Origin of the sequence: Paracoccus simplex, from assembly GCF_042648325.1 — a bacterium.
Taxonomy (GTDB): Bacteria; Pseudomonadota; Alphaproteobacteria; order Rhodobacterales; family Rhodobacteraceae; genus Paracoccus; species Paracoccus simplex.
Genome location: NZ_JBHRXE010000020.1, coordinates 96,512 through 122,902 on the forward strand (window position 1 = coordinate 96,512; position 26,391 = coordinate 122,902).

24 protein-coding genes and 1 tRNA gene are annotated in these 26,391 nt (G+C 64.0%); 12 read left to right on the top strand and 13 right to left on the bottom strand.

Annotated elements, in window-relative coordinates; all coding sequences use genetic code 11:
• The coding region (locus tag ACFOMP_RS09365; protein WP_379029801.1) for an NAD(P)/FAD-dependent oxidoreductase at positions 1-1,047 on the bottom strand (1,047 nt) is incomplete at its 3' end.
• Positions 1,048-1,320: 273 nt separating this feature from the next.
• Here ACFOMP_RS09365 and greA point away from each other — a divergent pair.
• Together greA and ACFOMP_RS09375 are read left to right on the top strand one after the other, a co-directional pair.
• Positions 1,321-1,791: a transcription elongation factor GreA gene (gene greA / locus ACFOMP_RS09370; RefSeq protein ID WP_199259505.1), complete on the top strand. Its 471-nt coding sequence runs from the start codon at positions 1,321-1,323 to the stop codon at positions 1,789-1,791.
• A gap of 18 nt (positions 1,792-1,809) precedes the next feature.
• Positions 1,810-2,784, top strand: a complete 975-nt coding sequence (locus ACFOMP_RS09375) for a hypothetical protein (protein WP_379029804.1) — start codon at positions 1,810-1,812, stop codon at positions 2,782-2,784.
• A 3-nt stretch (positions 2,785-2,787) separates the two neighbouring features.
• On the opposite strand, the gene ACFOMP_RS09380 is transcribed toward ACFOMP_RS09375, so the two are convergent.
• Positions 2,788-3,387 carry a GNAT family N-acetyltransferase gene (locus tag ACFOMP_RS09380; RefSeq protein WP_289894460.1) on the bottom strand — a complete coding sequence of 200 codons (600 nt, stop codon included), beginning with the start codon at positions 3,385-3,387 and terminating at the stop codon, positions 2,788-2,790.
• Positions 3,388-3,462: 75 nt separating this feature from the next.
• Between ACFOMP_RS09380 and ACFOMP_RS09385 the strand changes: the two genes are divergently transcribed.
• Together ACFOMP_RS09385 and ACFOMP_RS09390 are read left to right on the top strand one after the other, a co-directional pair.
• Complete coding sequence (locus ACFOMP_RS09385; RefSeq protein WP_379029807.1) at positions 3,463-4,236, top strand: AzlC family ABC transporter permease; 774 nt, start codon at positions 3,463-3,465, stop codon at positions 4,234-4,236.
• Positions 4,233-4,565: an AzlD domain-containing protein gene (locus tag ACFOMP_RS09390; RefSeq protein WP_379029810.1), complete on the top strand. Its 333-nt coding sequence runs from the start codon at positions 4,233-4,235 to the stop codon at positions 4,563-4,565. The genes ACFOMP_RS09385 and ACFOMP_RS09390 overlap by 4 nt, the downstream gene beginning before the upstream one ends.
• On the opposite strand, the gene ACFOMP_RS09395 is transcribed toward ACFOMP_RS09390, so the two are convergent.
• The 4 genes from ACFOMP_RS09395 to ACFOMP_RS09410 form a co-directional block, all read right to left on the bottom strand.
• Positions 4,550-5,197, bottom strand: a complete 648-nt coding sequence (locus tag ACFOMP_RS09395) for a hypothetical protein (protein ID WP_289894457.1) — start codon at positions 5,195-5,197, stop codon at positions 4,550-4,552. The genes ACFOMP_RS09390 and ACFOMP_RS09395 overlap by 16 nt on opposite strands.
• 22 nt (positions 5,198-5,219) lie before the next feature.
• Positions 5,220-5,372, bottom strand: a complete 153-nt coding sequence (locus ACFOMP_RS09400; protein ID WP_289894456.1) for an aa3-type cytochrome c oxidase subunit IV — start codon at positions 5,370-5,372, stop codon at positions 5,220-5,222.
• 61 nt (positions 5,373-5,433) lie between these two features.
• Positions 5,434-6,456: an MBL fold metallo-hydrolase gene (locus ACFOMP_RS09405; RefSeq protein ID WP_379029814.1), complete on the bottom strand. Its 1,023-nt coding sequence runs from the start codon at positions 6,454-6,456 to the stop codon at positions 5,434-5,436.
• Complete coding sequence (locus ACFOMP_RS09410) at positions 6,453-8,144, bottom strand: acyl-CoA dehydrogenase (RefSeq protein WP_289894454.1); 1,692 nt, start codon at positions 8,142-8,144, stop codon at positions 6,453-6,455. The genes ACFOMP_RS09405 and ACFOMP_RS09410 overlap by 4 nt, the downstream gene beginning before the upstream one ends.
• Positions 8,145-8,256: 112 nt before the next feature.
• Between ACFOMP_RS09410 and ACFOMP_RS09415 the strand changes: the two genes are divergently transcribed.
• A complete protein-coding gene (locus tag ACFOMP_RS09415) occupies positions 8,257-9,207 on the top strand; it encodes an L-threonylcarbamoyladenylate synthase (protein WP_289894453.1) in 951 nt (316 codons plus the stop codon).
• Positions 9,208-9,225: 18 nt separating this feature from the next.
• Here the strand turns inward: ACFOMP_RS09415 and ACFOMP_RS09420 are convergent, their stop codons facing one another.
• A complete protein-coding gene (locus tag ACFOMP_RS09420; protein ID WP_289894452.1) occupies positions 9,226-9,798 on the bottom strand; it encodes a YqgE/AlgH family protein in 573 nt (190 codons plus the stop codon).
• 109 nt (positions 9,799-9,907) lie between these two features.
• Between ACFOMP_RS09420 and ACFOMP_RS09425 the strand changes: the two genes are divergently transcribed.
• Positions 9,908-10,690 (top strand): protein-disulfide reductase DsbD domain-containing protein, encoded by a 783-nt coding sequence (locus ACFOMP_RS09425; protein WP_379029819.1) that lies wholly within the window; start codon positions 9,908-9,910, stop codon positions 10,688-10,690.
• Here ACFOMP_RS09425 and ACFOMP_RS09430 read toward each other — a convergent pair.
• The gene (locus ACFOMP_RS09430; protein ID WP_289894450.1) at positions 10,687-11,496 is read right to left on the bottom strand and encodes a uracil-DNA glycosylase; all 810 of its coding nucleotides are present in this window, start codon (positions 11,494-11,496) and stop codon (positions 10,687-10,689) included. The genes ACFOMP_RS09425 and ACFOMP_RS09430 overlap by 4 nt on opposite strands.
• 85 nt (positions 11,497-11,581) lie before the next feature.
• Positions 11,582-11,983, bottom strand: coding sequence for a hypothetical protein (locus ACFOMP_RS09435; protein ID WP_289894449.1), 402 nt, complete (start codon positions 11,981-11,983; stop codon positions 11,582-11,584).
• Between the two features lie 148 nt (positions 11,984-12,131).
• Between ACFOMP_RS09435 and leuB the strand changes: the two genes are divergently transcribed.
• From leuB to ACFOMP_RS09465, 6 genes are all read left to right on the top strand, one after another.
• Positions 12,132-13,250 carry a 3-isopropylmalate dehydrogenase gene (gene leuB, locus ACFOMP_RS09440; RefSeq protein WP_379029823.1) on the top strand — a complete coding sequence of 373 codons (1,119 nt, stop codon included), beginning with the start codon at positions 12,132-12,134 and terminating at the stop codon, positions 13,248-13,250.
• Positions 13,251-13,309: 59 nt separating this feature from the next.
• A complete protein-coding gene (locus ACFOMP_RS09445) occupies positions 13,310-14,263 on the top strand; it encodes a DMT family transporter (protein WP_289894447.1) in 954 nt (317 codons plus the stop codon).
• Between the two features lie 89 nt (positions 14,264-14,352).
• A tRNA-Pro gene (locus ACFOMP_RS09450) sits at positions 14,353-14,429 on the top strand.
• Positions 14,430-14,750: 321 nt separating this feature from the next.
• Entirely contained in the window at positions 14,751-15,434 is a 684-nt protein-coding gene (locus tag ACFOMP_RS09455) for a UPF0149 family protein (protein ID WP_073061664.1), read from the top strand.
• A gap of 235 nt (positions 15,435-15,669) precedes the next feature.
• The gene (locus ACFOMP_RS09460; protein ID WP_379029827.1) at positions 15,670-17,268 is read left to right on the top strand and encodes an SIR2 family protein; all 1,599 of its coding nucleotides are present in this window, start codon (positions 15,670-15,672) and stop codon (positions 17,266-17,268) included.
• Positions 17,269-17,736: 468 nt separating this feature from the next.
• Positions 17,737-18,714 (top strand): hypothetical protein, encoded by a 978-nt coding sequence (locus ACFOMP_RS09465; RefSeq protein WP_379029830.1) that lies wholly within the window; start codon positions 17,737-17,739, stop codon positions 18,712-18,714.
• A gap of 165 nt (positions 18,715-18,879) precedes the next feature.
• Here the strand turns inward: ACFOMP_RS09465 and ACFOMP_RS09470 are convergent, their stop codons facing one another.
• From ACFOMP_RS09470 to hsdR, 4 genes are read right to left on the bottom strand one after another with little or no spacing between them, the layout of a single operon-like run.
• Positions 18,880-19,935, bottom strand: coding sequence for a hypothetical protein (locus tag ACFOMP_RS09470; RefSeq protein WP_379029833.1), 1,056 nt, complete (start codon positions 19,933-19,935; stop codon positions 18,880-18,882).
• Entirely contained in the window at positions 19,932-21,338 is a 1,407-nt protein-coding gene (locus ACFOMP_RS09475; RefSeq protein WP_379029836.1) for a restriction endonuclease subunit S, read from the bottom strand. Before ACFOMP_RS09475 ends, ACFOMP_RS09470 begins: the two co-directional genes overlap by 4 nt.
• Complete coding sequence (locus ACFOMP_RS09480) at positions 21,335-22,810, bottom strand: class I SAM-dependent DNA methyltransferase (RefSeq protein ID WP_379029839.1); 1,476 nt, start codon at positions 22,808-22,810, stop codon at positions 21,335-21,337. The genes ACFOMP_RS09475 and ACFOMP_RS09480 overlap by 4 nt, the downstream gene beginning before the upstream one ends.
• The gene (gene hsdR / locus ACFOMP_RS09485) at positions 22,807-26,148 is read right to left on the bottom strand and encodes a type I restriction-modification system endonuclease (protein WP_379029842.1); all 3,342 of its coding nucleotides are present in this window, start codon (positions 26,146-26,148) and stop codon (positions 22,807-22,809) included. Before hsdR ends, ACFOMP_RS09480 begins: the two co-directional genes overlap by 4 nt.
• Positions 26,149-26,391: the final 243 nt, after the last annotated feature.

Consider the following 26,391-nt stretch of genomic DNA (forward strand, 5'->3'; position numbering starts at 1 on the left):
CGCTTCGGCCGCGGCGATGCCGGACAGCATGGCATTGTGGTTGCCCTTGATGCGCGGCACGTTCACCAGCCCGGCCGAGCAGCCAAGCAGCGCCGCGCCGGGCACCGTCAGTTTCGGGATCGACTGCCAGCCGCCCTCGGAGATCGCCCTTGCGCCATAGGCGACGCGTTTGCCGCCCTCCAGCAGTTCCGCGACCAGCGGATGGTGCTTGAAGCGCTGGAACTCCATGTAGGGATAGAGATGGGGGTTGGCATAGTTCAGGTGCACGACGAAGCCGACCAGCACCTGGTTGCCCTCGAGGTGATAGATGAAGCTGCCGCCGCCGGCGTTCTTGCCCAAGGGCCAGCCCATGGTGTGGGTGACGGTGCCGGGCTTGGCCTTGGCCGGGTCGATCTCCCAGATCTCCTTCATGCCGAGGCCGAATTTCTGCGGATCAACGCCGGCCGAGAGGTCGTATTTGCCGATCAGTTCCTTGGCGAGCGAGCCGCGCACGCCCTCGGCGATCAGCACATATTTGCCGCGCAGCTCCATGCCGGGCTCATAGCTCGGGCCGGGGGTGCCGTCGGCATTCAGGCCCATCTCGCCGGCGACGACGCCGACGACGCGGTCGCCCTCGTAGACCAGCTGCGAGCAGGCCATGCCGGGGAAGATCTCGACTTCCAGCGCCTCGGCCTGCTCGGCGAGCCAGCGGCAGACATTGCCCATGCTGACGATATACTTGCCGTGGTTGTTCATCAGGGGCGGCATCGGCCAGTTCGGCACCCGGACGTGGCCATGCGGGCCGAGGATGTAGAAATTGTCCTGGGTGACCTCGGTGGTGACCGGGGCGCCCCTGTCCTTCCAGTCCGGGATCAGCCGGTCGAGGCCCGACGTGTCCAGCACCGCGCCCGAGAGGATATGCGCGCCGATCTCGGAACCCTTCTCCAGCAGCACCACGGACAGCTCGGGGTTCACCTGCTTCAGCCGGATCGCCGCCGACAGGCCGGCAGGCCCGCCACCCACGATCACGACGTCGTATTCCATCGACTCGCGGACGATCTCAGACATGGCTCGGCCTCCAATCCCCTGGCTCTTGACTCTGCGCCGAACACCTAGCGCGTAACATTCTTGCCGGCAATCGGAACGCGACGAACAATTGCAATTCTGCGACCTTTCTGCGCGGGCTGCTGCGGATGGCCTTTGCCGGGGCTTGAAACAGGGGGCGGATCGCGCCACGATGCCCCCCGGATTTCTGCGGACGCCCTCGGCCCAAGGCTGGGGGCGTTCCAACACCTTGTTTCGTGCTGACTTGCGTCGCATGTGGCGGCGGGAAGGACTGGAATGGAAAAGATACCGATGACCCGCGCGGGCTACGACCAGCTGGACGAGGAACTGCGCGAGCTGCGCGCCGTCGAACGTCCGGCGGTGATCCGCGCCATTGCCGAGGCGCGCGAGCATGGCGACCTGTCGGAAAATGCCGAGTATCATGCCGCCCGCGAAAAGCAGAGCTTCGTCGAGGGCCGGATCAAGGAACTGGAAATGATCATCTCGCGCGCCGAGGTGATCGACCCGTCGCGGCTGAATGGCAGCGTCAAGTTCGGCGCCACCGTCACCCTGCTGGACGAGGATACCGAGGAGGAGCGCACCTATCAGATCGTCGGCGAGGCCGAGGCCGACCTGGAACGCGGGCTGCTGAACATCCGCTCGCCCCTGGCCCGAGCCCTGATCGGCAAGGACGAGGGCGACAGTGTCGAGGTCGTCACCCCCGGCGGCGGGAAATCCTATGAGATCCTTTCGATCCGCTATGTCTGAGTTGCGGGGGCCGGGCGCATGAACTCGCTTGATGGTCTGCGCCGCCTGGCGGTGATGCAGGTCCGCGACCGGGTGCTGGCTGTCGGCGTGGCGTCCAGCCTGGCCTGGCTGGCGCTGGCCGGGCTTTTCGTCTTTCTGGGCCCCGAGGCCGAAGGCCAGGGCGGTGCCGGCTGGCCGGTCTGGCTGGTCGGGCTGCTGCTGCCGCTGGCGCTGATCTGGCTGGCGGTCTGGTCGGCGCGCAGCCTGCTCTTGCTGCGGCAGGAGGCCGAGGAGCTGCGCGCCATGCTGGCGCGGCTGCAGCCCGGCGACGGCGCTGTCGCCGAGGATCCGGCCGAGAACCGCCGCGAGCCCGAGCCGCGGCCGGCACCCGGAACCGCGGCGCCACCGCGGCGCACGGCCATGCCGCCGCCGCCGTCCCGCGCGGCGCCGGATTCGCGACAGGCCATGCTGGAGCTGGAAGCCCCGCCAGCCGCCGAGCTGACCGGGCCGGAGCTGTTCTATGCGCTGAACTTTCCGGACGGGCCCGAGGATCGCGAGGCGATTCGCTGCCTGCGCCTGGCGCTGGCCGATCCGGGCATGGCGCGGCTGATCCGGGCGGCGCAGGACGTGGTCACCCTGTTGGCCGGTCAGGGCGTCTACATGGACGAGTTGACGATGTCCGAGGCCGATCCCGGCCTGTGGCGCCGCTTTGCCGAAGGGGTCCGCGGCGAGGCGGTGGCGGGACTGGCGGTCATCGCCGATGCCGCGGCGCTGCGGACGGCGGCGACGATGCTGCGCGGCGACGAGGTCTTTCGCGACGTGGCGCATCACTTCCTGCGCCATTTCGACCGGCTGCTGAGCCGCAAGGCGCAGGACAGCGACCCGCAGCTGCTGGCCGCGCTGGCCGAAACCCGCTCGGGCCGGGCCTTCACGCTGCTGGCGCAGGTGACCGGCATGATGGGCCGGACCGAGGCCGAGGCCGAGGCCGAGAACGATCCGGCCGCCGGGGCCTGAGCCTCAAAGCGCCAGGCGCAGCACATGCGCCGGCGCCGACCAGGGCCAGCCCAGCCTTTGGCGATGAAGCGGCTGGAACCCCATTGCCTGCCATGCCGCAAGACCCGAATGATTGTCCGCCGCGACCTCGGCGCGCAGAGCCGGGTGGCCGAGGGCGCGGGCATGGGCCGAGGCCGCTGCCACCAGCGACCGGGCGATCCCCAGCCGGCGCCAGCGCGGATGGATGGCGATGCCGTCCAGCACCAGGTCCGATGTGGCGCGGCCGGGCCGGAACAGCGTCGTCGACAGATGCCGCAGTCGGCCCCGCGCCGGTCCCCAGACGGTGACGAAGCTATGCGCAGCGGGGTCGAGAAAGCCGCCGCCCGCATCGCGCAATCCGGCGATGCCGAGCAGCCGGCCATCGGGCGACAGCGCCACCAGCGCCCGTTCGGGGCGCATGGCGGCGCGGATCAGCGCCATGCCCTGCCGTGGGCCGGCCGGCACCGGCAGGATCTGCGCCCCGAAATGCCGCCAGTAAAGCGCGGCGGCGGCAGGCTGCAGATCGGCCGGGATGCCCAGCCGGACCTGATGCGGCATCCCCTCGGGCTCTGGCGGTCCGGTCATGCGGGCATCCTTGTCATCGGCGGACGATCGGCCTATCTGCCATCACTCTGACGCGAATGACGAGTCCCTTTCATCATGAACGCCCCTGTCGATTCCCTGCATTCGGGCCTGACGCCCGAGCAGTTGCGCGCCCTGCAGCGCAGCCCGCGGCAATGCGCGCGGCATGGCTTCATGCAGGCGCTGCCCTTCGTCCTGGTGCTGCTGCCCTTCGGGATGCTGTTCGGCGTGGTGGCATCGGATGCCGGGCTGGATCTGCCGCAGATCCTGGGCTTCACGCTGCTGGTGCTGGCCGGCGCCTCGCAATTCACCGCGGTGCAGCTGATGACCGACCATGCGCCGGCGCTGGTGGTCATCGTCTCGGCGGTGGCGGTCAACCTGCGCATGGCGATGTATTCGGCCTCGCTGGTGCCCTGGCTGGGGACGGCGCCGGCGCGCGACCGCGCCTGGCTTGCCTATGTGCTGGTGGATCAGAACTATGCGCTGGCGATCCAGCATTTCGAGAAGCACCCGCGTCTGCGGGTCGAGCAGCGCGTGGCCTATTTCTTCGGCACGATCTTCGCGACCTGCGTGCCCTGGCTGATCGCCACGCTGCTGGGCGTTTGGATCGGCAATGCCATCCCGGAAAGCTGGGCGCTGGACTTCGCCATGCCGGTCACCTTCATCGCCCTGATCGCGCCGATGCTGCGCAGCATTCCGCATATGGCGGCGGCGCTGGTCGCGGTGGTCGCCGCGCTGGCCTTTGCCTTCCTGCCCTCGGGGCTGGGGCTGTTCATCGCCGCGCCGCTGGCCATGCTGACCGGCGCGGCGGTCGAGACCCTGATGGAACGCAGCAAGGAGGCCCGCGCATGACCGGCTATGGCGACGGCACGATCTGGATGATCATCCTGGCGGTGGCGCTGGGGACCTATGGGCTGCGCTGGTCCTTCCTGGGCGCCTTCGGCAACCGGCCCATGCCGCTCTGGGCGCAGCGCCTGCTGCGTTATACGGCGGTTGGGGTGCTGCCGGCCATCGTCGCGCCGCTGGTGGTCTGGCCCGCCGCGACCCATGGCCAGCCCGATCCGGCGCGGATGACGGCGGCGGCGGTGACGGTCGCGGTGGGGGTGCTGACGCGCAACGTGCTGGCGGCCATCGTCTCGGGGATGGCCGCGCTTTACGCGATGCTCTACCTGACGGCGTGAAGCTGGCCGTCCTGGCCATAGCCCTGGACCACGCCGCTTTTCTGCCGCAGCAGCACGTTGTGGTTGTTGGCCGGATCGCCGTCCATGTGCTTTCTGGAGACCACGCCGGGCAGGGTCAGGAACCAGTCGCGCAGCTTCAGCGGCGAGAAGCCGCTCGGCGCGGCCTCGAAGCCCGGGATGCGGCGCAGCGCCTGGCCGGTATTGACCGCGCAGAAGCTCTTGTTCGAGGGGCCCTGCGCCTCGACGGCGCGAATCGCCGCCTCGGCCATGGCGGCCGAGACCGGAAGCGTGTCCTCGGCCACCCAATAGGTCTGGCGCGCGTGGTAGTCGATGTAGAAGTTCTTGAAATTCGGGGTGATGCCGTAAAGCACGTCGTTGCGCTCGGGGATCGCCGGATGCTCCCAGCTGCCGGCTGGGTCGTAGATCACCCGCTGGCTGCCGTTGATCATCAGCGCCGAATGCCCGCCCTCGCCGCGCGGGATGCCGATCACGGTGAACAGCGTGATCGAGGGCGGCTCGTTCGAGACGTAGCGCGCGCGCCGCACCGCCTCGTCGCTGGCCCATTTGTTGTCGGCACCGCAGGCCGCAAGCGCGGCCGGCAGCGCCAGCGCAAGGAAGGCACGCCTTTGCATGAATGGCTTCTCCGGCTTGGGATCAGGCGTTGGTCAGCGCCATGAACACCAGCACGGCGATGGCGAGGACGCTGACCCAGGTCGCGGCCTTGATGAAGCCGGCGAAGGTCGCCTGCTGGGCGCGAATGTCCATTTCGCCGTGCGTGTGTTCGGTGATTTCGTGATGCGAAGCCATGGTCCTGTCCGTCAAAGATGCGATGCGTCGGGCAAAGGGATAACGCAAGGCGGCGGGCCTGTCACGCCCCCCAGAGCGCGGCGCCGGTTTCCGACATGCCCGCCGGCCACACCCGGTCCGTGGCGCGCAGGTGGTTGATATGGCCCACGGCCTCGGCCAAGGCGAGGCCGAATTCCGGCTTGGCGATGTTGCGCCGGAACAGCAGCGGGAAACAGCCGACGGCGCTGCGCGGCTCGTCACGCAGCCCCGCGACCACGCGGTCGAGCGCCGCGCGCTGGTTGTCGGCAAGCTGCCGCAACCGGGTGGGCAGGCCGCGATAGGGCAGCTTGTGGCCGGGCAGGATCAGTTGCTCGGGCCGGGCGAAGGCGGCCAGCCGCTCGCAGCTTTCCAGCCAGTCGCCCACGGTGTCGGCATCCGGTTCGGTCGGATAGACGCCGAGATTGGGCGAGATGGTCGCCAGCAGCTGGTCGCCGCCGATCACCAGGTCGTCGTCGAGCGACCAGAGCGTGACATGTTCGGGTGCGTGGCCGTTGCCCAGCCGCACGATCCAGCGCCGCCCGCCGAAGGCGATCTGCCGGCCTTCCTGCAGCCGCTGATAGCCGGGCGGCAGCGGTGCGCAGATATCGGCGCTGTTGAAGGGCCGCTCGTGGCTGCGTTCCTCGACCAGCTCATCGGGCATGCCGGCGCGGCGCCAGAAGGCGATCGCCTGCGGCGTCGGCCGCTCCTGCAGGTCGAGGACGCCCATGCGCGCCGTCAGCCATGCCGCGCGCGAGGTGAAAAGCTCGGCCCCCTGCGCCTGGAACCAGCCGGCCAGGCCGATATGGTCGATGTGGTGATGGGTGGCGATCAGCCGGGTGACCGGCGCGCCTGCCAGCGGTCCCTGCAGGATGCGTTCCCACAGCGCCCGGCCGCGGCGGGTGTCGATGCCGGTATCCACCACGGTCCAGCCCTCGCTGTCGCGGAAGGCATAGACGTTCACCGTGTCGGGCTTGAACGGCAGCGGAAGCTGGAACCAGAACACGCCGGGGGCGATCTCATGCGCCTCGCCCTCGGCCGGAGGATTATGTGTCTCGCTGCGTATCACCCGGCCATTTGACCCGAGAGCACGGCATCGTCAAGCGCCTCCAGATCCTTCGATCCGGCTTTGGCGGCGGCGAGATCGGCGGCGAAATGCGGCAGGATGCGGGTGACGTAGATGCGCGCCAGCGCCTTGCTGCCGCCGCCGGTGGCGGAACGCAGATGGTAATGCGCCCCCAGCACCCGGGCAAAAGCCGCCAGATAGGGCACGGCGCCGGCGAAGCGTTCCTCCATGCCGCGCTCCAGCAGGTCCTGGGTCGCCTCGCGCAGGGTTTCGGCGGCCTGCCAGACCTGGTTGGCCAGCTCCGGCTCTTCGGCCTGCGCGGCCTTGGCGCCGTCCAGGATCTCGTCGAGCAGCGCCATGGCCGCCGCCCCGCCATCCGCCAGCTTGCGGCCGACCAGATCCATGGCCTGGATGCCGTTCGTGCCCTCGTAGATCGCGGTGATGCGCACGTCGCGCAGATACTGGGCGGCGCCGGTTTCCTCGATATAGCCCATGCCGCCATGCACCTGCACGGCGGTATCGGCGACGCGGATCCCGATATCGGTGCCATGCGCCTTGGCGATGGGCGTCAGGAAGGCGGCGCGCCCGGCCCATTCCTCGGACCCGGTGGCCCGCGCCATGTCCAGAGCCACCGCGCAGGCCATGCAGATGGCGCGGGCGGCAAAGACCTCGGCCCGCGATTCCGCCAGCATCCGGCGCACGTCCGGGTGGCGGATGATCGGGCCCATCTGGTTGCGCTCGGCGGCATAGGCGGTGGCCTGCTGCAGCGCCGCCTCGGCCTGCGCCACGCCCTGCACGCCGACGCCGAGCCGGGCGCAGTTCATCATGGTGAACATGGCCGCCATGCCCTTGTGCTCCTCGCCCACCAGCCAGCCCTTGGCGCCCTCGAAGCTCATGACGCAGGTGGGGCTGCCATGGATGCCCAGCTTGTGTTCCAGGCTGACCACGCGCAGGTCGTTGGCGACGCCGGGATTGCCGGCCTCGTCGGGGATCAGTTTCGGCACCATGAACAGGCTGATGCCACGGGTGCCCTTGCCGCCGTCGGGCAAGCGCGCCAGCACCAGGTGGCAGACGTTCTCGGTGACGTCGCTGTCGCCCCAGGTGATGAAGATCTTCTGCCCGGTGATGCGATAGCTGCCGTCCTCGGCCCGCTCGGCGCGGGTGGTCAGCGCGCCGACGTCCGATCCGGCCTGCGGCTCGGTCAGGTTCATGGTGCCCGACCATTCGCCCGAGATCAGCTTCGGCAGATACAGCGCCTTGAGTTCGTCGCTGCCGTGATGCTCCAGCGCCTCGATCTGGCCCTGGGTCAGCAGCGGGTTCAGTTGCAGGGCCAGGCAGCCCGAGGCGATCATCTCGTTCACCGCCATGTTCAGCGCCTGCGGCAGGCCCATGCCGCCGTGATCGGGATCGGCGGCGATGCCGATCCAGCCGCCCTCGGCCAGGGCGCGGAAGGCCTCGGCATAGCCGGGGGACGAGCGCAGCGTGCCGTTTTCCAGCCGCGCGGGCGTCAGGTCGCCGGCCCGGTTCACCGGCGCGATGATCTCGGTGGCAAGTTTGCCGGCTTCGGTCAGGATGGCGGTCAGCGTCTCGGGCGTCGCTTCGGCGAAAAGCCCGGTCTCGGCAAGCTGCGGGAATGACACGATCTCGTTCAGGATGAATGCGATCTGCTCGACCGGTGCTTGATAGGCCATCCGTCTTCTCTCCCTCTTGCGCCTTGGCAAATGCGGCTGTGGCGCGTAACTGAACCCTCGAACGATCATAGGTGCCGCCAGTCGGCCATCAACCGCAACCTCACGTAACGGTATGCAGACCCGGATCTTGCGCCACGACGCCCAGGGCATTGCCGCCGCCGCCGACCTGCTGGCGCGGGGCGAGCTTGTCGCCATTCCCACCGAAACGGTCTACGGCCTGGCCGGTGATGCCCGCGACGCCAGCGCGGTGGCGCGCATCTATCAGGCCAAGGGACGGCCCAGCTTCAACCCGCTGATCGTGCATCTGCCCGATCTCGAGGCGGCCGAGCGCGTCGCGGTGTTCGACGAGGCGGCGCGGGCCTTGGCGCGGACCTTCTGGCCGGGGGCGCTGACCATGGTGCTGCCGCTTCGCGAGGGGGCGGGCATCGCCTCGCTGGTCACGGCGGGGCTGGACACGGTGGCGATTCGGGTGCCGGCGCATCCGGCGGCGCAGGCGCTGCTGCGCGCCTTCGGCGGACCGCTGGCGGCGCCCTCGGCCAATCTCTCGGGCCGGATCAGCCCGACCGCGGCCGCGCATGTCGCCGCCTCCGGGACCGGGCTGGGTGGGCGCATCGCCGCGGTGCTGGATGCCGGCGCCTGTCCGGTCGGGGTGGAATCGACCATCATCGGCTGGGTCGCGGGCGCGCCCGCCCTGCTGCGCCCGGGCGGCGTCGCCGCCGAGGCGATCGAGGCGGTGCTGGGCCGGCCGCTGCTGCGCCCGGCGGCGAATCCCGACGCGCCCAGCTCGCCGGGACAGCTGACCAGCCATTACGCGCCGCGCAGCCCGCTGCGGCTGAACGCCAAGGCCGCGCATCCGGGCGAGGTGCTGATCGGCTTCGGCCCCGTGGCGGGCGAGATGACGCTGAGCGCCAGCGGCGATCTGGCCGAGGCGGCGGCGCGGCTCTTTGACCTGCTGCACCGGGCCGATGCGCTGGGGCGGCCCATTGCCGTCGCGCCGGTGCCGGAAGGCGGTCTGGGCGCGGCGATCAACGACCGGCTGCACCGGGCGGCAGCGCCGCGTTAGGTGTCGGGTGGCCGGGCGTCAGGCATGGCCGGCGCTGGGCGACAGCATCAGCGGGTCGATGCCCAGCGATTTCAGCGCCGCGCGCCATTTCCCGGGATTGTCGGCGCCGAAGATGATCTCGTCGCCGCGATCCGAGGTCAGCCAGCCGTTCTGCAGGATCTCGGAATCCAGCTGGCCCGGCCCCCAGCCGGCATAGCCGAGCGCCAGCATGGCGGGCTGCGGGCCGTGGCCGCGGGCGTAATCCTCGAGAATGTCGCGGGTGGTGGACATGGCCAGGTCGTCGGTGATGCGCATCCGGTTCTCGCCCAGCTGGATGTCGCGGGGCACCCGGTGCAGCACGAAGCCACGCCCCGGCTCGACCGGACCGCCGAAGCGCACGGGAATATCCAGCGCATCCTCGCCCACATCGATGCCCAACTGCGTCAGCAGGTCGGCAAAACCGATCTCGGGCAGCGGCCGGTTCACCACCAGACCCATGGCGCCGTCCTCGGAATGGGCGCAGACCAGGATCACGGATTGCTCGAAGCGCGGATCGCGCATGGCGGGCATGGCGATCAGCATCTTGCCGGTCAGATTGCTCGACTTGTCCATGATCTGCTCCGTCTCCTTTTCATCAAGATCGGCGCTGCGGACTGATTTCGCAAGGGATTGGCGGGAATGTGACTTCACGCCACGGCCTTGGCGCGACTAGATAGGGGCCATGAAGACCCTTGCTCTGATTTTCCTGACCGCCGCGCCGGCCCTGGCGCAGGACCTGCCGCCCGGGCTGGTCGCGGCCGAGCTGCTGCCCGGCTGGGTCACGCCCGAAGGTCATCGCATGACCGCGCTGCGGCTGGACCTGGAGCCGGGCTGGAAGACCTATTGGCGCAGCCCCGGCGATGCCGGCGTGCCGCCGCGCTTCGACTGGCAGGCCTCGGACAACCTGGCCGAGGCGCGGCTGCTTTGGCCCCGCCCCGAGGTGATCGATTCGGGCGGCGAGCGGACGCTGGGCTATCACGACGAGCTGGTCCTGCCGATCGAGATCGTTCCCGCCCGTCCCGGCACGCCGGTGGCGCTGCGCGCCACGGTGGATTTCGGGCTTTGCCTGGACATTTGCGTGCCGGCGCAGGTGATGCTGGAGGCGCCGCCGGCCGGCCCCGGCCCCGACCCGGTGATCCAGGCCGCCATCGCCCGCCAGCCCCAGCCCTCGGATGCGCAGCCGGACTGCCGGATCGAGCCGATCAAGGACGGGATGCAGGTCACCGCGACCTTGCCCGAGGCGGAAAGCGGCCGTGGCGGCGAGGTGGCGATGGAGCTGTCCCAGGAGGACATCTGGGTCTCTGCCCCCGACACCGGACGCGCGGGCCGCCGCTTGACCGCGCAGGCGGATTTCGTCGCCGCTTCGGGCAAGCCCTTCCCGCTGGACCCGCAGGCGCTGCGGGTGACGCTGATCGGCCCCGACGATGCGGTCGCCTTCCAGGGTTGCCGCGAGGAGACCGACTAGCCCTCGAGCCGGGCGGAAAGCGACAGCAGGTCCGCCCAGGCCTCGCGCTTGGCGGCCGGCGTGCGCAGCAGATAGGCCGGATGGGCCATCGGCAGCGCCGGCAGGCCGAAGGCTTCGGTCCAGGTGCCGCGCAGCTTCAGGATGCCCTGGCGGTTCAGCAGCGCGATGCAGGGCGTGTTGCCCATCAGCACCAGCAGTTGCGGCTGGACCAGCTCGACATGGCGGCGCAGAAAGGGCAGCATCATGGCGATCTCGGCCGGCTCGGGGCGGCGGTTGCCCGGCGGGCGCCAGGTCAGCACATTGGTGATGTAGAGCGCGCGTTCCGCATCCACCGCCTGGCGCGACAGGCCGATGGCGGCGAACATCCGGTCGAGCAATTGCCCCGCCCGGCCGACGAAGGGGCGGCCCTGCCGGTCCTCCTCCTCGCCCGGGGCCTCGCCGATGATCATGACCCGCGCCGCCGGATTGCCGTCGCAAAAGCAGAAATTGCGCGCGCCCTTCTTCAACTCGATGCCGTCGAAGGCTTCCTGCGCCGCCGCCAGCTCGGCCAGGGTCGCGGCGGCCGCGGCCATGGCCTCGGCCTGGGCGGCCAGATCCTCGGCCGCGTCGTCGCGGGCCTTGGCGGGCGCAGCGGGGGGCGGGGCGGCAGGGGTCGGGGCGGCCTCGGCCCGCTCGGACAGCTCATAGCGGTCGAGCGGCGCGTCGAGACATGGCTCGTCCGCGCCCAGCTCGGCCTGCCATTGCAGAAGCGCCAGCGCCGTCTCGGCGTCCAGCGCGAATCCCCTGTAAGTCGGATCGGCGGTCATGCGCGCAGGCTAGGACGCCGCGCCGGCGCCGGCAAGCGCCCGTCTTGCCGGCGCCCGGAATGCGGTTGCGCGGGCGACGCGTAACTTACTGCGATTGCGTCAGCGGCGCGGTGCCGCCGCCCATTCCGACAAGGCGCTGGATCAGCGGCTTGGCGGTCGGCCCGATCCGGTCGCAGGCGCCGGGATCGTCCAGCAGCTTGAAGGCCGGCCCGTAATAGGTGCGGTCATAGGCCGAGGCATCCAGCCCCAGCTTGGCCGCCAGCCGGTCGCCCGTCCCGGTGATCAATGTCCATTCGCCGTCCGTGATCGCGTAATCCGGGCAGTTCGAGGTGATGACATTGACATTCGCCAGTTCGGCGATCAGCGATTTCGCCTCGGCATCGCTGAGACCCGAGACATCGGGAAGCTGCACGGTGACACCTCCATCGGCCAGTGCCGCCGTGGCGAGAAAGGCCAAGGCGCCGGTCGTGACCGCACCTGTCTTCATGGTCGCCCCCTTCGTTTGGTCTTGCGTTTCCGGGTCCATCCGGCCCGATCCGATCCGCCGGCGCAACCCAATTCGCCGTGAACTTGACGCAGCACAGGCGCAAGGATACGCGATTGACCAACAGCCAGAAGCATAGAGGATGCCTGCGATGACCACCTATTCCCTGCTGATCCTGCCCGGCGACGGCATCGGCCCCGAGGTCATGGCCGAAGTGCGCAAGGTGATCGGCTGGTTCGAGAAGAACCGCGGCCTGTCCTTCGCCGTCAGCGAGGATCTGGTCGGCGGCGCCGCCTATGACAAGCACGGCAAGCCCCTGGCCGACGAGACGATGGCCCGGGCGCAGGCGGCCGACGCGGTGCTGCTGGGCGCCGTGGGCGGGCCGAAATACGACAATCTGGACTTCTCGGTGAAGCCCGAGCGCGGCCTGCTGCGCCTGCGCAAGGAGATGGACCTGTTCGCCAACCTGCGCCCGGCGCAATGCTTCGACGCGCTGGCCGATTTCAGCTCGCTGAAACGGGACGTGGTGGCCGGGCTCGACATCCTGATCGTGCGCGAATTGACCTCGGGCGTCTATTTCGGCGAGCCGCGCGGCATTTCCGACGACGACACTTCCGGCAACGAGGGCGGCCGGGTCGGCGTGAACACCCAGCGCTATACCTCGGGCGAGATCCGCCGCGTCGCCCGCGCCGCCTTCGAGCTGGCCCGCAAGCGCGGCAACCGCGTCTGCTCGATGGAAAAGGCTAACGTCATGGAATCCGGCATCCTGTGGCGCGAGGAGGTGCAATGGGTCCATGACAACGAATATCCCGACGTGGAACTGTCGCACATGTATGCCGATAACGGCGCCATGCAGCTGGTCAGAAACCCGCGCCAGTTCGACGTGATCGTGACCGACAACCTGTTCGGCGACATCCTGTCCGACGCGGCGGCGATGCTGACCGGCAGCCTGGGCATGCTGCCCTCGGCATCCTTGGGGGCGCCGATGGAAAACGGCCGGCCCAAGGCGCTGTACGAGCCGGTGCATGGCTCGGCCCCCGACATCGCCGGCCAGGGCAAGGCCAACCCGATCGCCTGCATCCTCAGCTTCGCCATGTGCCTGCGCTATTCCTTCGACCTGGGCGCCGAGGCCGATCTGCTGGAGAAAGCCGTCGAGAAGGTGCTGGCCGACGGCCTGCGCACCGGCGACCTGATGGGCGCCGAGGGCGGCAAGCCGGTCTCGACCGCCGAGATGGGCGACCACATCGTCGCGGCGCTTTCGGCACTGTAATCGGCCGGCCGCGCCTGCCGGGACAGGCGCGGCCCCATCGCGGAGCGTCGGAGGGGCGCATGACGGCGGGCAATATCAAGGGCGCGCTGCTCGCCCTTCTGTCCATGGGGCTCTATTCGACCCATGACGTGATCATCAAGCTGCTGGGCGGAACCTATCCGGCGCTGCAGATCCTGTTCTTCTCGGCGCTGTTGTCCTTTCCGCCGCTGGCGGTGCTGCTGCTGCGCGATCCGACGCATGGCACCTTGCGGCCGCGCAACCCGTTCTGGGTCGGGCTGCGTTCGCTCTGCATTGTCGCCTCGGGCATCGGCGGCTTCTATGCCTTTTCGGTGCTGCCGCTGGCGCAGGTCTATTCCATCCTTTTCGCCGCGCCGCTGCTGGTCACCGTGTTGTCGGTGCCGCTGCTGGGCGAAAGGGTCGGGGTGCATCGCTGGCTGGCGGTCTGTGCCGGGCTTTGCGGGGTGCTGATCGTGCTGCGCCCCGGCGCGACGCCCCTGGGCCTCGGCCATCTGGCGGCGCTGATGGGGGCGACGGCGACGGCGCTTTCCGCGATCGCCGTGCGGCGCCTGGGCCGGTCCGAACGGACGGTGATCCTGCTGCTCTGGCCGATGATCGGGAATTTCTTGCTGACCGGCGCCTCGCTGGGTTTCGCCTATCGGCCGATGGAGCTGGGCGACCTGGCGCTGACCGGGGTGATCGCCGCCCTGGGTCTGGCGGCGGGCTTTCTGCTGATCCTGGCCTATCAGGCCGGCGAGGCGGCCAATGTCGCGCCGATGCAATATTCGCAGATGCTCTGGGCGGTGGCCTATGGCTGGTTTCTGTTCGGCGAGCGTCCGGACGGCCCGACGGTGCTGGGGGCGGGGCTGATCATGGCATCGGGGCTCTACATCCTGATGCGCGAGCGGCTGGGCGCCTCGCGGCTGCGCCCGGCGACACGGGCGCGCTTCGGCAGCGAGGCGGTGACCGCGCCGCGCTGGAGCCTGCTGCAACGCCTGCTGCGCGAGCGGGGCTGAGGCGGCTTGGCCGCTGCGGTTTTACAGGGCGAAGATGCAAGATTCCCCCTTGCATTCCGCCGCCCCAGCGGCTACCTGCCCCACACGGTCGGAGCGTAGCGCAGCCTGGTAGCGCACCTGCTTCGGGAGCAGGGGGTCGGAGGTTCGAATCCTCTCGCTCCGACCATTTTTCCCGTTGTGGCGTTTCAGAGAGTCTTGCCTTTTGTTTCACAAGGCGACCCTCTGGTGAGGTCGAGAGCTTCGCGGCTGAGCTCGGCGGGCCGGACCGCTTGCATGCAACTTTGCCGTGTAACCCCAGAGGCGATTGTCGGTCACGGCCCTTTGCAGACGTTGGCGCGACGATCTGATGCTACGTCGCGGCTTCACCACTGCGGACATTCGGGGTGCCTGCAGCAATCTTCCTGTCCGAGCTTGAAGCAGGCTTCGCGCGGATTGCGGGTTGGCGTCGCGCAGAGTAAAAAATTCCGAGCAACACCGGGAGGTATTTATGGACCAGTCCGATCAGGAACTCGAGCGTCTCAGCGCGCTGTTGCATGCGCTGCCCATCGAGAACATGCCCATGACGCTCAGTGAACTTGATGGCTATGTAGTCGGTGTTCTTGCCTGCCCGGATATGATCCCGCCCTCGGAATGGATGTCCCATGTCTGGGGAGAGACAGGTGAGGCAAATTTTCCCGATCAGAAAACCGCCGAAGCCACGGTCGGTGCGGTCATGGCTCACTACAACTCGGTTGCGGAGGCGATGACCCGCTCACCTTGGATCGAACCCATCTACGAGGTTGACCCCAACAGTGATGAGGTGATGTGGGAGCCTTGGATCGATGGCTTCACTCGCGCTATGGGGCTAAGACCGGATGCTTGGGATCGACTGCTCGCTCAGGCCGACGAAGAGACGCGGACGACGATGATCTTCTTGATGGCGCTTCAGGAAATATACACTGGCCACAGCAAGTTCACGGATGAGGAGATCGACGAAATCGACCTTGAAGCACCCAATCTGATCCCGAACTGCGTTGCGACGATACTCTATCAGTCTCGTCCCGAGCTTTCCCGCATGGAGCCCGCAAATCGTTCCGAGATGCCGTTCAACGCCGGTCCCCGGCCCGGGCGGAACGACCCATGCTCCTGTGGGTCGGGCCGCAAATACAAGCAATGTTGCGGTCGGAACTGACCGATCGCCCAAGTCTCTCACGGCCCAAACCGGTCATTCATGATGCTTGCGGCGGACGGCTGGTCTCTGCCTTCCCATGGGGGCGACGCTCGATAAGAAGAAGGTCGATCCGACACCCAAGCCTCCGCCGTCCATTTCACGCCGACATCTGACGGTCGATCGGTCACGAAAAAGCCCCCTTGCATCAGCTGAACTTAGTCTCAACAAAGATACCGTCTAGCAATGGGAATTTGAGATGTCGGGGCCAGCTGACGAGTTGAAGACTATTCTGCAGGAGCATCCTGCAGCACCTTTCCTTTTTGTAGGTTCTGGATTTTCACGGCGCTACTTAGGGCTCGGCGACTGGTCCGGACTTCTTCAGCATTTTTGTGCGCCTATCAAAGAGTTTGGGTATTACAGCTCGAGAGCCAACGGCTTGATGCCTGAAGCCGCATCTTACATGGCGCAAGACTTCAACGAATGGTGGTGGTCAGCCGACGTTACAGCCGACAGCCGCGAGCAGTTCTCTGGCATCGTGAAAGGTAACGCTGACGCTTTGAAAGTCGAGATCGCGAAGTACTTGAAGCAATATTCACTCGAGAAGGCACGAAAACTGGAATTCGGAGGCGAAATTGCCGCCCTAACCAAAATCACAGTCGATGGCGTGATAACGACAAACTGGGATTTCTTCCTTGAAGAGATTTTTCCGGACTATAAGGTATTCGTTGGCCAAGAGGAGCTTCTTTTTGCGAACCCTCAATCTATTGGAGAGATTTATAAGATCCACGGATCGGCAAGCGACCCTCGCAGCCTGATACTTACAGCCGAGGACTACGCGCAGTTTAACGACAGGAATCCCTACCTTGCAGCGAAGTTAGTTACGATCTTCGTGGAGCATCCAATTCTGTTCTTCGGATACTCGATAACAGACCCTCACATTCGCGCACTTGTCTCATCTATTGCGAAATGCCTACCTCAAGAAAAGATCGATCTATTCCAGAAGAATCTCATTTTTGTCCAGCGCACCAAAGGCGACGAGAAACCTGCAATAGAAAAAACAACGATTCAGTCAGGAGACTTCAGCGTCACGATGATGGTGGCGAAGTTTTCTGACTTCAATGAAGTGTACACAGCTCTGTCTGCGCCGAAAAGAAAGATGCCTGCGAGAGTGTTGCGTTTCTTTAAGGAGCAGCTTTACGAATTAGTACACAATCCAACCGGTGATGAGAATAAAATTGCTGTAATCGATTATGAAGAAATCGGTTCTGCGAAAGAAGTTGAGTTCGTAATCGGCGTTGGGGTTGCGCAACGGCAGCAGGATTTAGGCGAGAAGGTAGAGCAACACGTACAGAGTGTTCTGGCCAAAAAGGGATACGCAGGTGTGTTGCCGGACGAGGTGTTTGTCGACTGCCTTCAAGAAGAATCGAAGTTTGACGCAAAGGATCTACTGGTGTCCGCCTACCCTGGATACGCGAGATCAAATCGAACGTTCATCCCTGTTTTCCGCTACTTGAATGCTGCTGGAATTGTCACCCAAGAAGACTTGTCTAAATCAAGCTTTGAAGGGGCAAAGAAGATCGTCCAGAAGCTACAAAAGGCAGACTATACATTGCCAAGTTACGCGACTCGATACAAAAATTCATTTGCCGGATTGACAACGCAAGAAATCATCGAGAAATCGTCAGATCCTATTGAGGCCCTTCTGATGCTTCCATTCCAACCTTCTGAAGATCTGGACCTCAAATCGCTACGTCAATTTCTCTGCGATAACGCAGAGAGTTTTGAACAAGAACCTTATAGGACAGCCTATCGAAAGGCGATCTGCTTGCTTGATCGATTATCCTACGGATTCTGACGCCTTTTTCATATAAGTGACGCGTAGGCGAGAAAAAGTATATCGCTCCGTCGCGGACACCCAGCAGCGCGCTTGTCATCCGCAACCGTCGTCTTGGGACCGGCCGTAGAAGGTTGAGGAGAGGGCAGTCGAGCGTTCCCGCCCTTTCGAGAGATGGGCAGCGAACTTCCGCTCTCCGCCACTCGCGACGGCGACGACCTGACCAGCGCGCTCTGCCCAATGCGGATGTTCATGAGGTTTGTCGTAAATGCCAGTGTCTGACCCATGCCGTTAAAAATCTCCAGACTTGATCGTCCCAACGATCGACATGACTACCGCAATGGTCGCATAGTGAATATAAACTCAGTCCGGAATCCGGGGGCAAGGTCACGTCCGGGTGGCATTGGCAGAGAAACGGTCGAGGGTCTGGAATTGCGGGTGCCGCAACAGGTGTTGCCTCCAGTCTACAGCACAAACAGGGAGATCTAATTGCGGCCTGATGAATATTGGAAGAACTTCAACCTTGGAACTGAACTTGATATCGCCGGCCGATTTCTGTTCAACGGGCTGCTGGCTTTCCACGAGATGGAGCATTTTGCAGCCGAGGAGGATGCCTTCGAATTCTTGTACTCAGTGGCAGTCGGCGTCGAGCGTCTCTTGAAGATTGCGATCATCTTGACCGAGCACGATACCGCAGTTGACCAGGAATCCTTCGAAAAGAGCCTGATCACGCACACACACCAAGACTTGGCCCTACGGTTGAGGGAACCACATAGCCTGAAATTTCCTGCGAGAGAAAACGAATTCATTGCTCTACTGGGCCAGTTCTACACATCCCAGCGCTACAGTCGCTATAGCTTGAACTCGGTATTCGCGCCTACTCATGAGCGCGACAAGCTCGTAAAATTTCTGGAAAAGCACCTTGACATCAAGATCGACACCAGTGGTTGGTTGACGATCACGCGGAACGAGCGCAAGCACCGTAAATTCATAGGAAAGGTAGTCTCGAAAATCGTGAACCCAGTCCACCAGATCATCGAGGATGAAGCCAGACGGCTCAATATCTACACCTATGAGATCGACTACCAGTCCAAGGCTTCAAAGATTTTCCTCAGTAAGAAATTTGATTTCGAGGACGAAGACATCCTGCAGGCCGAACTGCTGGCCTATTTCCTCTCAAGCGAAGCCTGCGGCCCGAACGCGCAGTTAATCCGCGATCTGATTAAACCCCTGCCGTTTGATCCTGCTCGCGAGGGCGAATATCTGGCAGCTCTCCGGTGCGACAGGAAAAAGATCGCTGTGCTCGACGAGCTGGAGGCGCTTTACGAGGACGTCACGAACTTCAAAGAGCGCCGTGAACTGCTGGAAGCCTCGGCGCTCGAAAATCTCACCTATGGCGAAGAAGTCGAAGATGAAGACATAGAGGACTTTGACTTTGACAATAGTGAGGATGGAGACGGCAGGTAATCGGCTGGGTAGGGCGTTTGCGAAGACCCGAGTTAAGAAAAGACAAACCGCTTGGGCGCCAAAACAGATACAACCGTCGATCTGGCAGAGACTGTCTGCCACCGTCTGCAAATGCGGATAGACGCCGTTCATGACCGGCGCAGCGAACTTCCGCTTTCCGCCCTCTTACGTCATAGCTGGTCGAGTGACCCCGAACTGCTCTGTTAGGAAATCCACTGTCGCTTCATCCCGTAGCTTGCAGACAATGTTCTGGTTCGCAAATGCTCCTTTGAAGCGCTTGGCCTGGGCCGGATCAACCGTTTTGCGCCATTCGATGCCGACGGCGTGCTCTGCGTTTTCTTGCGGCTCGCCAAGACGCTTCATTCGGGGTTCGGACAGCGGTTGGTCGAAGAGTGGACCGTCAGGCGTCATAAACTCGGCCGCAGGACGGGCCTCGGCTGTCACGATACCATAGCCGATGTAGCCGTTGCCCTTGTCATAGACGAAAACCTCATCACCGACGCTCAGTTGATATAGCCGTTTCGAGTAGAACTCGCCGCCTCCAGCCGAGATGAACCTATATCGCTTCATGTCTGCCCAGGAACGATACTCGCCCAGACCGGCATTGACGAAGTAATACCCCGACCACGGCGCGCGGACCTTGCGTTCCGAGCGCTCTTCCACCGCTTCCTGGTCCAGCAGGAAGTCGGTCGTCAGCCATTCCTGGCCATCGACCTCGAAGACGTTGAAGAAGACGGTATTGATCGCGACGCCATGTTCTTCCGACAGGTATTCAACGATCCGGCGAGAGGCGGGGTCGAGTTCGCTGGCGACGATCAGCATGGAGTGGCTGGCGTTCAGCCGTTCGGGAATCGCCTCGCCAAAACGGTCGAGGAAAGCAGTGGCCAGGCGTGTTCCCAAGTATTTCTCGGCTCGGTCATAGATTTCGGGCGTCGTCAGGGTTCTGACCCATGAGGCGTAATCAAGCACTTGCGCGACGATATCGCGCGGGGTGCGGTCTTTCTTCAACTCAATGATGACTAGCCCGCCGGTAGCGTCCATGGCCAGAAGGTCGATGAACTTGCCATGGTCGGTCGGTACCTGTCGGCCAATGATCATGGCGTCGATGCCGACAAGGCCGGGATTCGCGGCGACCCAGCCTTCGATCATCTCTTCCTTCGACAGCGCGCGGCGGGTCGCGGGGCGCAACTGGCCGTCGCGGATCTGGTAAAGTGAGGTCATGTGCGGGCCTTTCTGCCGCGTTTGGGTTTGGGCGCGGCGGCGCGGGCTTCGCGGATGCGGGCGAGGAGGGCGGCGGCGGGTTCGTCGGTGGGGTCTTGCGGGACAAGCTCGCCTACGAAGGCTTTGGCCAGAATACGTTGATCGAGGCGGCCGAGCAGTTTCAGGGCCTTTGCGGCCTCGGTGGCGAGGCGGTCGATCTTGGCGAAGGCGGTCTCGATCCGGCGGACGATTTCACGTTGTTCGTCGAGGGGAGCGAGTTTGATGTGGAATGCCCTGATCTCGGGGAAATAAATCGTCGTATGTGTCGATCCCTCGCCAAATTTCTTGATGTCCTCCCCTTCCGATAGCAGAGCATACATCAGGTATTCAGGCAGAAGGGCGTCGGTGCAGGTCCATGTCGCAAAGTCTTGGCTGGTCGCCATTTCTCGACCCATGATGCAGATGTAACCGACTGACGCTGTCCGCGACAGCACAACAGTTCCTGCCGGAAGCAAGCGCGCCGAGGAATTGGCCAGGCCCTGTTCGTTTGTCTTCTGGATCGTATCGAAGATGACCCGTCCATGGTGAAGATTCGCGTCGGGAATACTCATCCAGCACACATCTCCACCCCACCAATCGTCACGGGAGCGGCTTGGCGTGTGGCCCGTTTCTTGCCGGGCGATGCGGAGCAGAGAAACCCACTCCCATTTTTCGGGCAGGTTAACATCGGGGATGTTGACCGAGATGCCACCTTGTCCTGCCTTCACCTCGGTCGTTGCTTGCCTGCCACCGCGCCCCTGCTGCGGAGGTGGTGTTCGTTTGAGCAAGGCTGAAACAGGTTCAAGAGCACTATCTTCCCGAAAATCGGCTGTGAGATTGCCCGCGTAAGCTGATCTGAGCACGGTCAGCTTATACCGCTCCACCAGCTTTTCGATGGCGGTGAGGTGGGTGCGGGCGGTGGTGGTACGGGCGCTGAGGGTGTCGAGCTTGCACACGATCCGCCGTTGCTCGGGGAGTGGCGGTAGAGCGATTTCTCGCTCAAAAGTTGCACCAACTTTCACGAATGGTTGAGCGGATCCGCCCTTTTCCCAGAAACCTTCGTCGTTAAGGAGAAGCTGCAGCCAGTCTGCGTCAACGGCGATTTCCTCTGGCCAAACAATGTGGGTGTTGGCAACGGCACTCCACCGACCAAAGGCTCGAAAGGTCTTGCCGCATCTCGCACCTACGGCGGAAATGATGATTGCGTTCCCTTTGTGCTCGGGATCTGGAACCCAAACATCCTGCCCCGATGCACTGTATGCGGGGAAAAGGCCATCTGCGGGGGCTTGCGCCTGTTTACCTTTGATCAGCTTGGAATTACCAGAGCGCGTTCGCGTAAAAGAGTGTATCGACGCGCTAGCCCACCCCTGGGGCAGCCCCGTCATTCTGCTGCCTCCACCATCGGCGTGGCATCCAGTTCCTCGGCTAGTCCCTCGATCTCTTCCAGCGCAGCGCGCAGATGGCCCATGATCGCGGCGGCGATCTCGTCGGGTTCGGTCATCTCGTCCTCGGGATCGCCGCTTTCATCGCGCAGCCAGGTCCAGTCGAGGTTGTCGCCGCGCGCGGCGATCTGCTCGCGCGTCAGCTTGCGCCAGCGGCTGGTCTCGCCACCCTCTTCCCGCGCGGAACCGCCAAGGGGATCGGGGCCGAACAGCCGCTCGAATTCCTCGAAATGCGCGGAGGTCAGGGCGTTGGTCTTGCCGAAGGACGGCATGTTGGTGCGCAGGTCGTAGAACCAGACCGCCTCGGTCGCCTGTGTCGCGTGATCGGCCGGATAGATGCGGTCGGTGACACGGGTGAAGAACAGCACGTTGGTCTTGACACCCTGAGCATAGAAGATGCCGGTCGGCAGGCGCAGGATGGTATGCAGGTTGCAGTTCACCATCAGGAAACGACGCAGCGCGGTGCCGGTGCCGTCGCCGAACAGGATGTTGTCGGGCATGACGATGGCGCAGCGCCCGCCCGGCTTCAGCATACGGATGGCGTGTTCAAGGAAGGGCATCGGGCCGACCCGCTCACCCGCTGTCAGGGTGAAGTCGGGACGGTTGACGTTCGACGGCATCTTGTTGAAGGGCGGATTCGTCAGGATCACATCGGCATGGCCAAGCGCCTCGCCCTGCGGGGCGCAGCTGTCCTCGCAGCCGACAAGGCTTTCGATGCCGTGCAGAAGCATGTTCATCACGCAAAGGCGGCGGGTGTCGGGCACCCATTCGTGACCGCGGAAGGCCTGCCGACGCTGGAAGTTACCCTGTTCCTCGGTTAGCGTGAACAGGTCGTCGGTCGCGTCCTTGACGTAGCGGTCGGCGGCGATCAGGAAACCGGCGGTGCCGGCGGCGGGGTCCTGGACGATCTCACCCGGCTGCGGCTGGATCAGGCGGATAATGCTATCGATCAGGGCGCGGGGGGTGAAATACTGGCCTGCCTTGGACTTGCTGTCCGACATGACCTTTTGCATCAGACCTTCATACATGTCGCCAAGGCCGTCCTCGCGCGCGCTGAACCAGTCGATCCTGTCCATATTGGTGGTCAGCGTCTTGAGGTCCTTGGGCTCGCGCAGATGGGTGACGGCATCGGTGAAGATCGCCAGCACCATCGGATTATGGACGATTTCGGGGTCACCGAGGTCGAGCAGCAGCTTCTTGTAGTAGCGAAGCTGATCACCGCCTTCGGCCCTGGCCAGCTCCGACCAGCTGTAGGCGGCGGGGATGATCGTGGCTTGCCCGGTCTCCTCCAGCATCTTGAGGAAGAGAAGGTAGGTCAGTTCATTGACATAGTGCAGGATCGAGATGCCGGCGCCTTGCAGCGTTTTCGCCTCGCGCCACAGTTTGGCAACGATGTCGTTGGTGTTCGGGCTCATGCGCAGACTTTCCAGAGTTCTTCGTTGAAATCGTGCAGGATGGATTCCAACTGACCGTTAAAGACCTTGTTGAGGCGATTGAACCCCCCATGGGCGGCGAAGTTGCCTTGGTCGATGCTGTCGCGGTCAAGTACAATTTCGCGCGTGATCTGCTCGGCGATCCGGCGCAGCCATTGCTTTTGTGGTTCGGTCCATCGCCCTCTGGCGAGGATCGTGCGGGTTGCGGACTGGACGCGGGTTTCGAACGGGATCAGCGGGTCGCCGAGTGCTGCCTGCCGGACGAAGCCGATGATCGAGGCGGCGATGTCCTCGTTCGAGGCGTCATTCCAGGCCCGGCGTAGGCTGGTTTCCGAAAAGCCCATCCTGTCGAGTTCGAGGCGCAGGCTGCGCAACTCGGTGCGCGTCAGATCGCGCGGGCGCTGAACGACTACCGAGAGCGCGGCAATCCGGTTCTGGTTGTTCTTCACGAAGGAGGTGAAGGTATCGAGGAAGTCTTCGGGCTTCTCGTATTCGCCATAGCCCGTGGTGACGGCGTGCATGCTGTCTTCGTGATGCGATATCGGGATCCATATCGGCCCTTTGCCGTCCGGGTTCCAGTCGAGGATCTTGCCAAGGTCGGCGAATTTCCGGACATGGGTGGCGGCCTCTGCCGGGGAGCTTTGCTTGAGGCGGTCGCGGAGCTGCTCGACCGTCTCGCCGGTCAGATCCTCGACAGCCTGTGCCACCTTGCTGGGCAGCTTCCGCAGCCTGCGGTGCAGTTTGGCCAGCACCTGATCGCGAACAAGTTCGCGCTGGTCATCCTCAGTGACGGTCGCCAACTCGTCGAAAAGCTGTTCGAAGGTCAGTTTCGGATTGCTGGCGACAGGCTTCATCTGCGTCAGGTCCTGCAGCGTGGCGTAAAGATCCACCGCGTCGAAGATCCGGAATACCTCCTTGCCGATCTCGTCGCAGCGGCGTGTCGCCCGGCCGAGCATCTGTTCGTAGAGGATGCGGCTGTTCACGCGGCGGATGAACACGAGGTTTGTGATCTTGGGCACGTCGATGCCCGTGGTCAGCAGGTCAACTGTCACGGCAATCTGCGGGAAGGCATCGTTGCGGAACGACCGGATCAAGGTGCCCACCTTGTCCACGCTGCCGGTAATCTTGCGGATCGCAGCATCCTCGATCGAACCATATTGCGCGGCAAAAGCCTTTTTCAGCTCGTTCACGATGATATCGGCATGGGCATCCGTTGCCGCGAAGACCAGCGTCTTGCCTTCGAGGCTCGGGTCGATATGCTTTGCCAGCTCTTCAGCGATGACCTGGTTGAAAGGCTGGGTAATGACCTTGCGATTGAAATCCTCTACCTTGAAGTTCAATTCGTCAGGGGCGACTGTATTCTGCACCTCGCCCGTCTGGCTGTCCAATACCTCGACAGCATCGCCCACGTCGAAGGTGATTCCGGCCTTGGCCAGCGCGGTCTGGAAGCGGATCGGTGGCTCGTGGTCAATCAGCCAGCCGTCCACCACTGCCTCACGGTAGGTATAGGTATAGATCGGATCACCAAAAATTTGCGCGGTATGCAATGCGGGCGTGGCCGTCAAGCCGATCTTGACCGCGTCGAAATACTCCAGAACCCGACGATACTTGGAGATATAATCATCCTGCCCCCGAAAGCTCAGCTCTGCGTCCGACATTTCCCGGTCGAGCAGATACCCGCGGTGGCATTCGTCGATCACCATCAGGTCATACTGGCCAATCGGGGGAACATCGGCAGGATCTGCGTTATAGAGAACCCGTTTCACCAGCCCCTGGATTGTGCAGATATGCACGCGGGTTTCGGGATCGGGCTTTACATCTTCAAGCCCTTTGATCCCGAACAACTGGCCGAAGGCCTTCGGCCCTTCGATTGCCGTACTCATGAACTCGTCGCTGGTCTGGGTGCCAAGCGCCGAGCGATCCACCACGAAACAGATGCGGCGGAAACGCTTGGTAGCTAGCAGCCGATAAAGCATGGCAATGGCCAGCTTGGTCTTCCCCGTGCCTGTGGCCATCGCCACCAGCATCTCCCGCCTTTCGGTGGCAAGCGTGGTCTCGACGGCCTCAATTGCAGCTTTCTGGTATGGGCGCAACTGGAAGCCGAAATCGAAAGAACGCGCGTACAGGGCTGCCTGTGCCTTCTCCTTTTCGACCTCAAGCATCGACAGCAGTTCCTCCGGGCGGAACCAACCCATCAACGCACGCCGCAGATTGTTAGCCAGACGGACATCACGGAACCAGATGCCGCTTTCGGTCTCCACCTGCTTCAAGTAGGGACGCCCGTTGGTAGCGAATACGAACGGAACCACAAACCCATCAACCCAGCTGTCGGCATTGGCTGCCCAGACAAAACCCTTTGAATACCGCTCGGCCTGATCTACCGCAGCAGAAACGTTCTTGCGGTACCGTTTGGCCTCGACAATTCCGAGGCAGGTTTCCCCTACGAACAGGGCGTAATCGGCCGGGCCTGATGCCGTGGGCCATTCGGCGATCGCCATGTTCCGCCCTTTGACGGGGCGGCTTCCCTTACCGTAGCGCAGATCGACGCTGTCCGTCTCCCATCCACGGTCCCGCAGTTGCTGATCGATCAGCGCGCGGGTCGCTTGCTCATCAAGGTCGATGGCACCTGCGGCCTCGTTGGCAGCTTGGACGAAGGACGCCATGGTAGCCGGCGCCTGCTGTTTCGCCTCGGCGATGAATTCCTGAAGCTGGCGATCGGCATCCTGCGCCAGTGCTTCCCAGGTTTTTCGCTCCTCGACCTCGCGCTGATGGCGTTCCTTTGCGCTCTCGGCATCCCGCATGGCCTGCTGTCGCGCTTCCTCTGCCTTCTGCGCAACTGTCAGCGCTGCATCTTTTTCCGATCGCAGCCGCGACAACTCATCCCGCAGTTCCTCAGTGGGGTTCGACGGCGGCTGTGGCGGGATGAAGACGCCTGCGGAGAAACCCCGATCCGCCGTGCTTGTTCGGATATGCCAAACCCCCAGTTGCACTGACATCTTGAGGCAGGCAAGTGCTTCGCGGTGATCGCCCCTGCTCTCGTGAACCGCCGTATTCCCGAGCTTGCGGATATGGTGCAGGACATCGAGCACACGCTCCGGCACTGCCCGCTCATATTTCAGACGTCGCAAAATATCGGATTGCGTGTCGTCCGGCTGAAGGTCAACGCCAACAAGCGCTGCGTGACGGCGTGTCAGGCGCTCGGCAAACTGCCGCAGCTTGATCAGGCTCGTGCTTGGGTCGTCCTGAAAATAGCTTTCAGCCAATCGCCCCAGATTGGCCAGTTCACCATCCAGGCGCCCCAGAAAATCAAAGTTGCTCACAGACTGTCTCATGACACATGTTCTGCGATCATCGTCTTGCAAAAGCAATGGGATATCCACCCAGTCCAGCAGATGGCGCCATGACAGCGCGCCAGCTCCTGGGCCGCGAAGCACGTATGAGTAGCCACCGCCTTGTCGCTCACCGTTTGGCTTGACGATGAGCAGCTGCAACCCAGACAATCGGCCGGCACTAGCATTTACGGAGCTGCCGTCTATGCACCCACACAAAGTTAGAGGCTCGGA

What these genes read in the sequence shown, in the direction of transcription:
- ACFOMP_RS09480 (WP_379029839.1), bottom strand. Translation starts at nt 22,810, where the DNA reads ATGAGCCCGAACACCAACGACATCGTTGCCAAACTGTGGCGCGAGGCG.
- ACFOMP_RS09475 (WP_379029836.1), bottom strand. Translation starts at nt 21,338, where the DNA reads ATGACGGGGCTGCCCCAGGGGTGGGCTAGCGCGTCGATACACTCTTTT.
- ACFOMP_RS09425 (WP_379029819.1), top strand. Translation starts at nt 9,908, where the DNA reads ATGAAGACCCTTGCTCTGATTTTCCTGACCGCCGCGCCGGCCCTGGCG.
- ACFOMP_RS09420 (WP_289894452.1), bottom strand. Translation starts at nt 9,798, where the DNA reads ATGGACAAGTCGAGCAATCTGACCGGCAAGATGCTGATCGCCATGCCC.
- ACFOMP_RS09445 (WP_289894447.1), top strand. Translation starts at nt 13,310, where the DNA reads ATGACGGCGGGCAATATCAAGGGCGCGCTGCTCGCCCTTCTGTCCATG.
- ACFOMP_RS09380 (WP_289894460.1), bottom strand. Translation starts at nt 3,387, where the DNA reads ATGACCGGACCGCCAGAGCCCGAGGGGATGCCGCATCAGGTCCGGCTG.
- ACFOMP_RS09430 (WP_289894450.1), bottom strand. Translation starts at nt 11,496, where the DNA reads ATGACCGCCGATCCGACTTACAGGGGATTCGCGCTGGACGCCGAGACG.
- ACFOMP_RS09395 (WP_289894457.1), bottom strand. Translation starts at nt 5,197, where the DNA reads ATGCAAAGGCGTGCCTTCCTTGCGCTGGCGCTGCCGGCCGCGCTTGCG.
- ACFOMP_RS09410 (WP_289894454.1), bottom strand. Translation starts at nt 8,144, where the DNA reads ATGGCCTATCAAGCACCGGTCGAGCAGATCGCATTCATCCTGAACGAG.
- ACFOMP_RS09460 (WP_379029827.1), top strand. Translation starts at nt 15,670, where the DNA reads ATGTCGGGGCCAGCTGACGAGTTGAAGACTATTCTGCAGGAGCATCCT.
- ACFOMP_RS09390 (WP_379029810.1), top strand. Translation starts at nt 4,233, where the DNA reads ATGACCGGCTATGGCGACGGCACGATCTGGATGATCATCCTGGCGGTG.
- ACFOMP_RS09375 (WP_379029804.1), top strand. Translation starts at nt 1,810, where the DNA reads ATGAACTCGCTTGATGGTCTGCGCCGCCTGGCGGTGATGCAGGTCCGC.
- leuB (WP_379029823.1), top strand. Translation starts at nt 12,132, where the DNA reads ATGACCACCTATTCCCTGCTGATCCTGCCCGGCGACGGCATCGGCCCC.
- ACFOMP_RS09470 (WP_379029833.1), bottom strand. Translation starts at nt 19,935, where the DNA reads ATGACCTCACTTTACCAGATCCGCGACGGCCAGTTGCGCCCCGCGACC.
- ACFOMP_RS09455 (WP_073061664.1), top strand. Translation starts at nt 14,751, where the DNA reads ATGGACCAGTCCGATCAGGAACTCGAGCGTCTCAGCGCGCTGTTGCAT.
- ACFOMP_RS09385 (WP_379029807.1), top strand. Translation starts at nt 3,463, where the DNA reads ATGAACGCCCCTGTCGATTCCCTGCATTCGGGCCTGACGCCCGAGCAG.
- ACFOMP_RS09435 (WP_289894449.1), bottom strand. Translation starts at nt 11,983, where the DNA reads ATGAAGACAGGTGCGGTCACGACCGGCGCCTTGGCCTTTCTCGCCACG.
- greA (WP_199259505.1), top strand. Translation starts at nt 1,321, where the DNA reads ATGGAAAAGATACCGATGACCCGCGCGGGCTACGACCAGCTGGACGAG.
- ACFOMP_RS09415 (WP_289894453.1), top strand. Translation starts at nt 8,257, where the DNA reads ATGCAGACCCGGATCTTGCGCCACGACGCCCAGGGCATTGCCGCCGCC.
- ACFOMP_RS09400 (WP_289894456.1), bottom strand. Translation starts at nt 5,372, where the DNA reads ATGGCTTCGCATCACGAAATCACCGAACACACGCACGGCGAAATGGAC.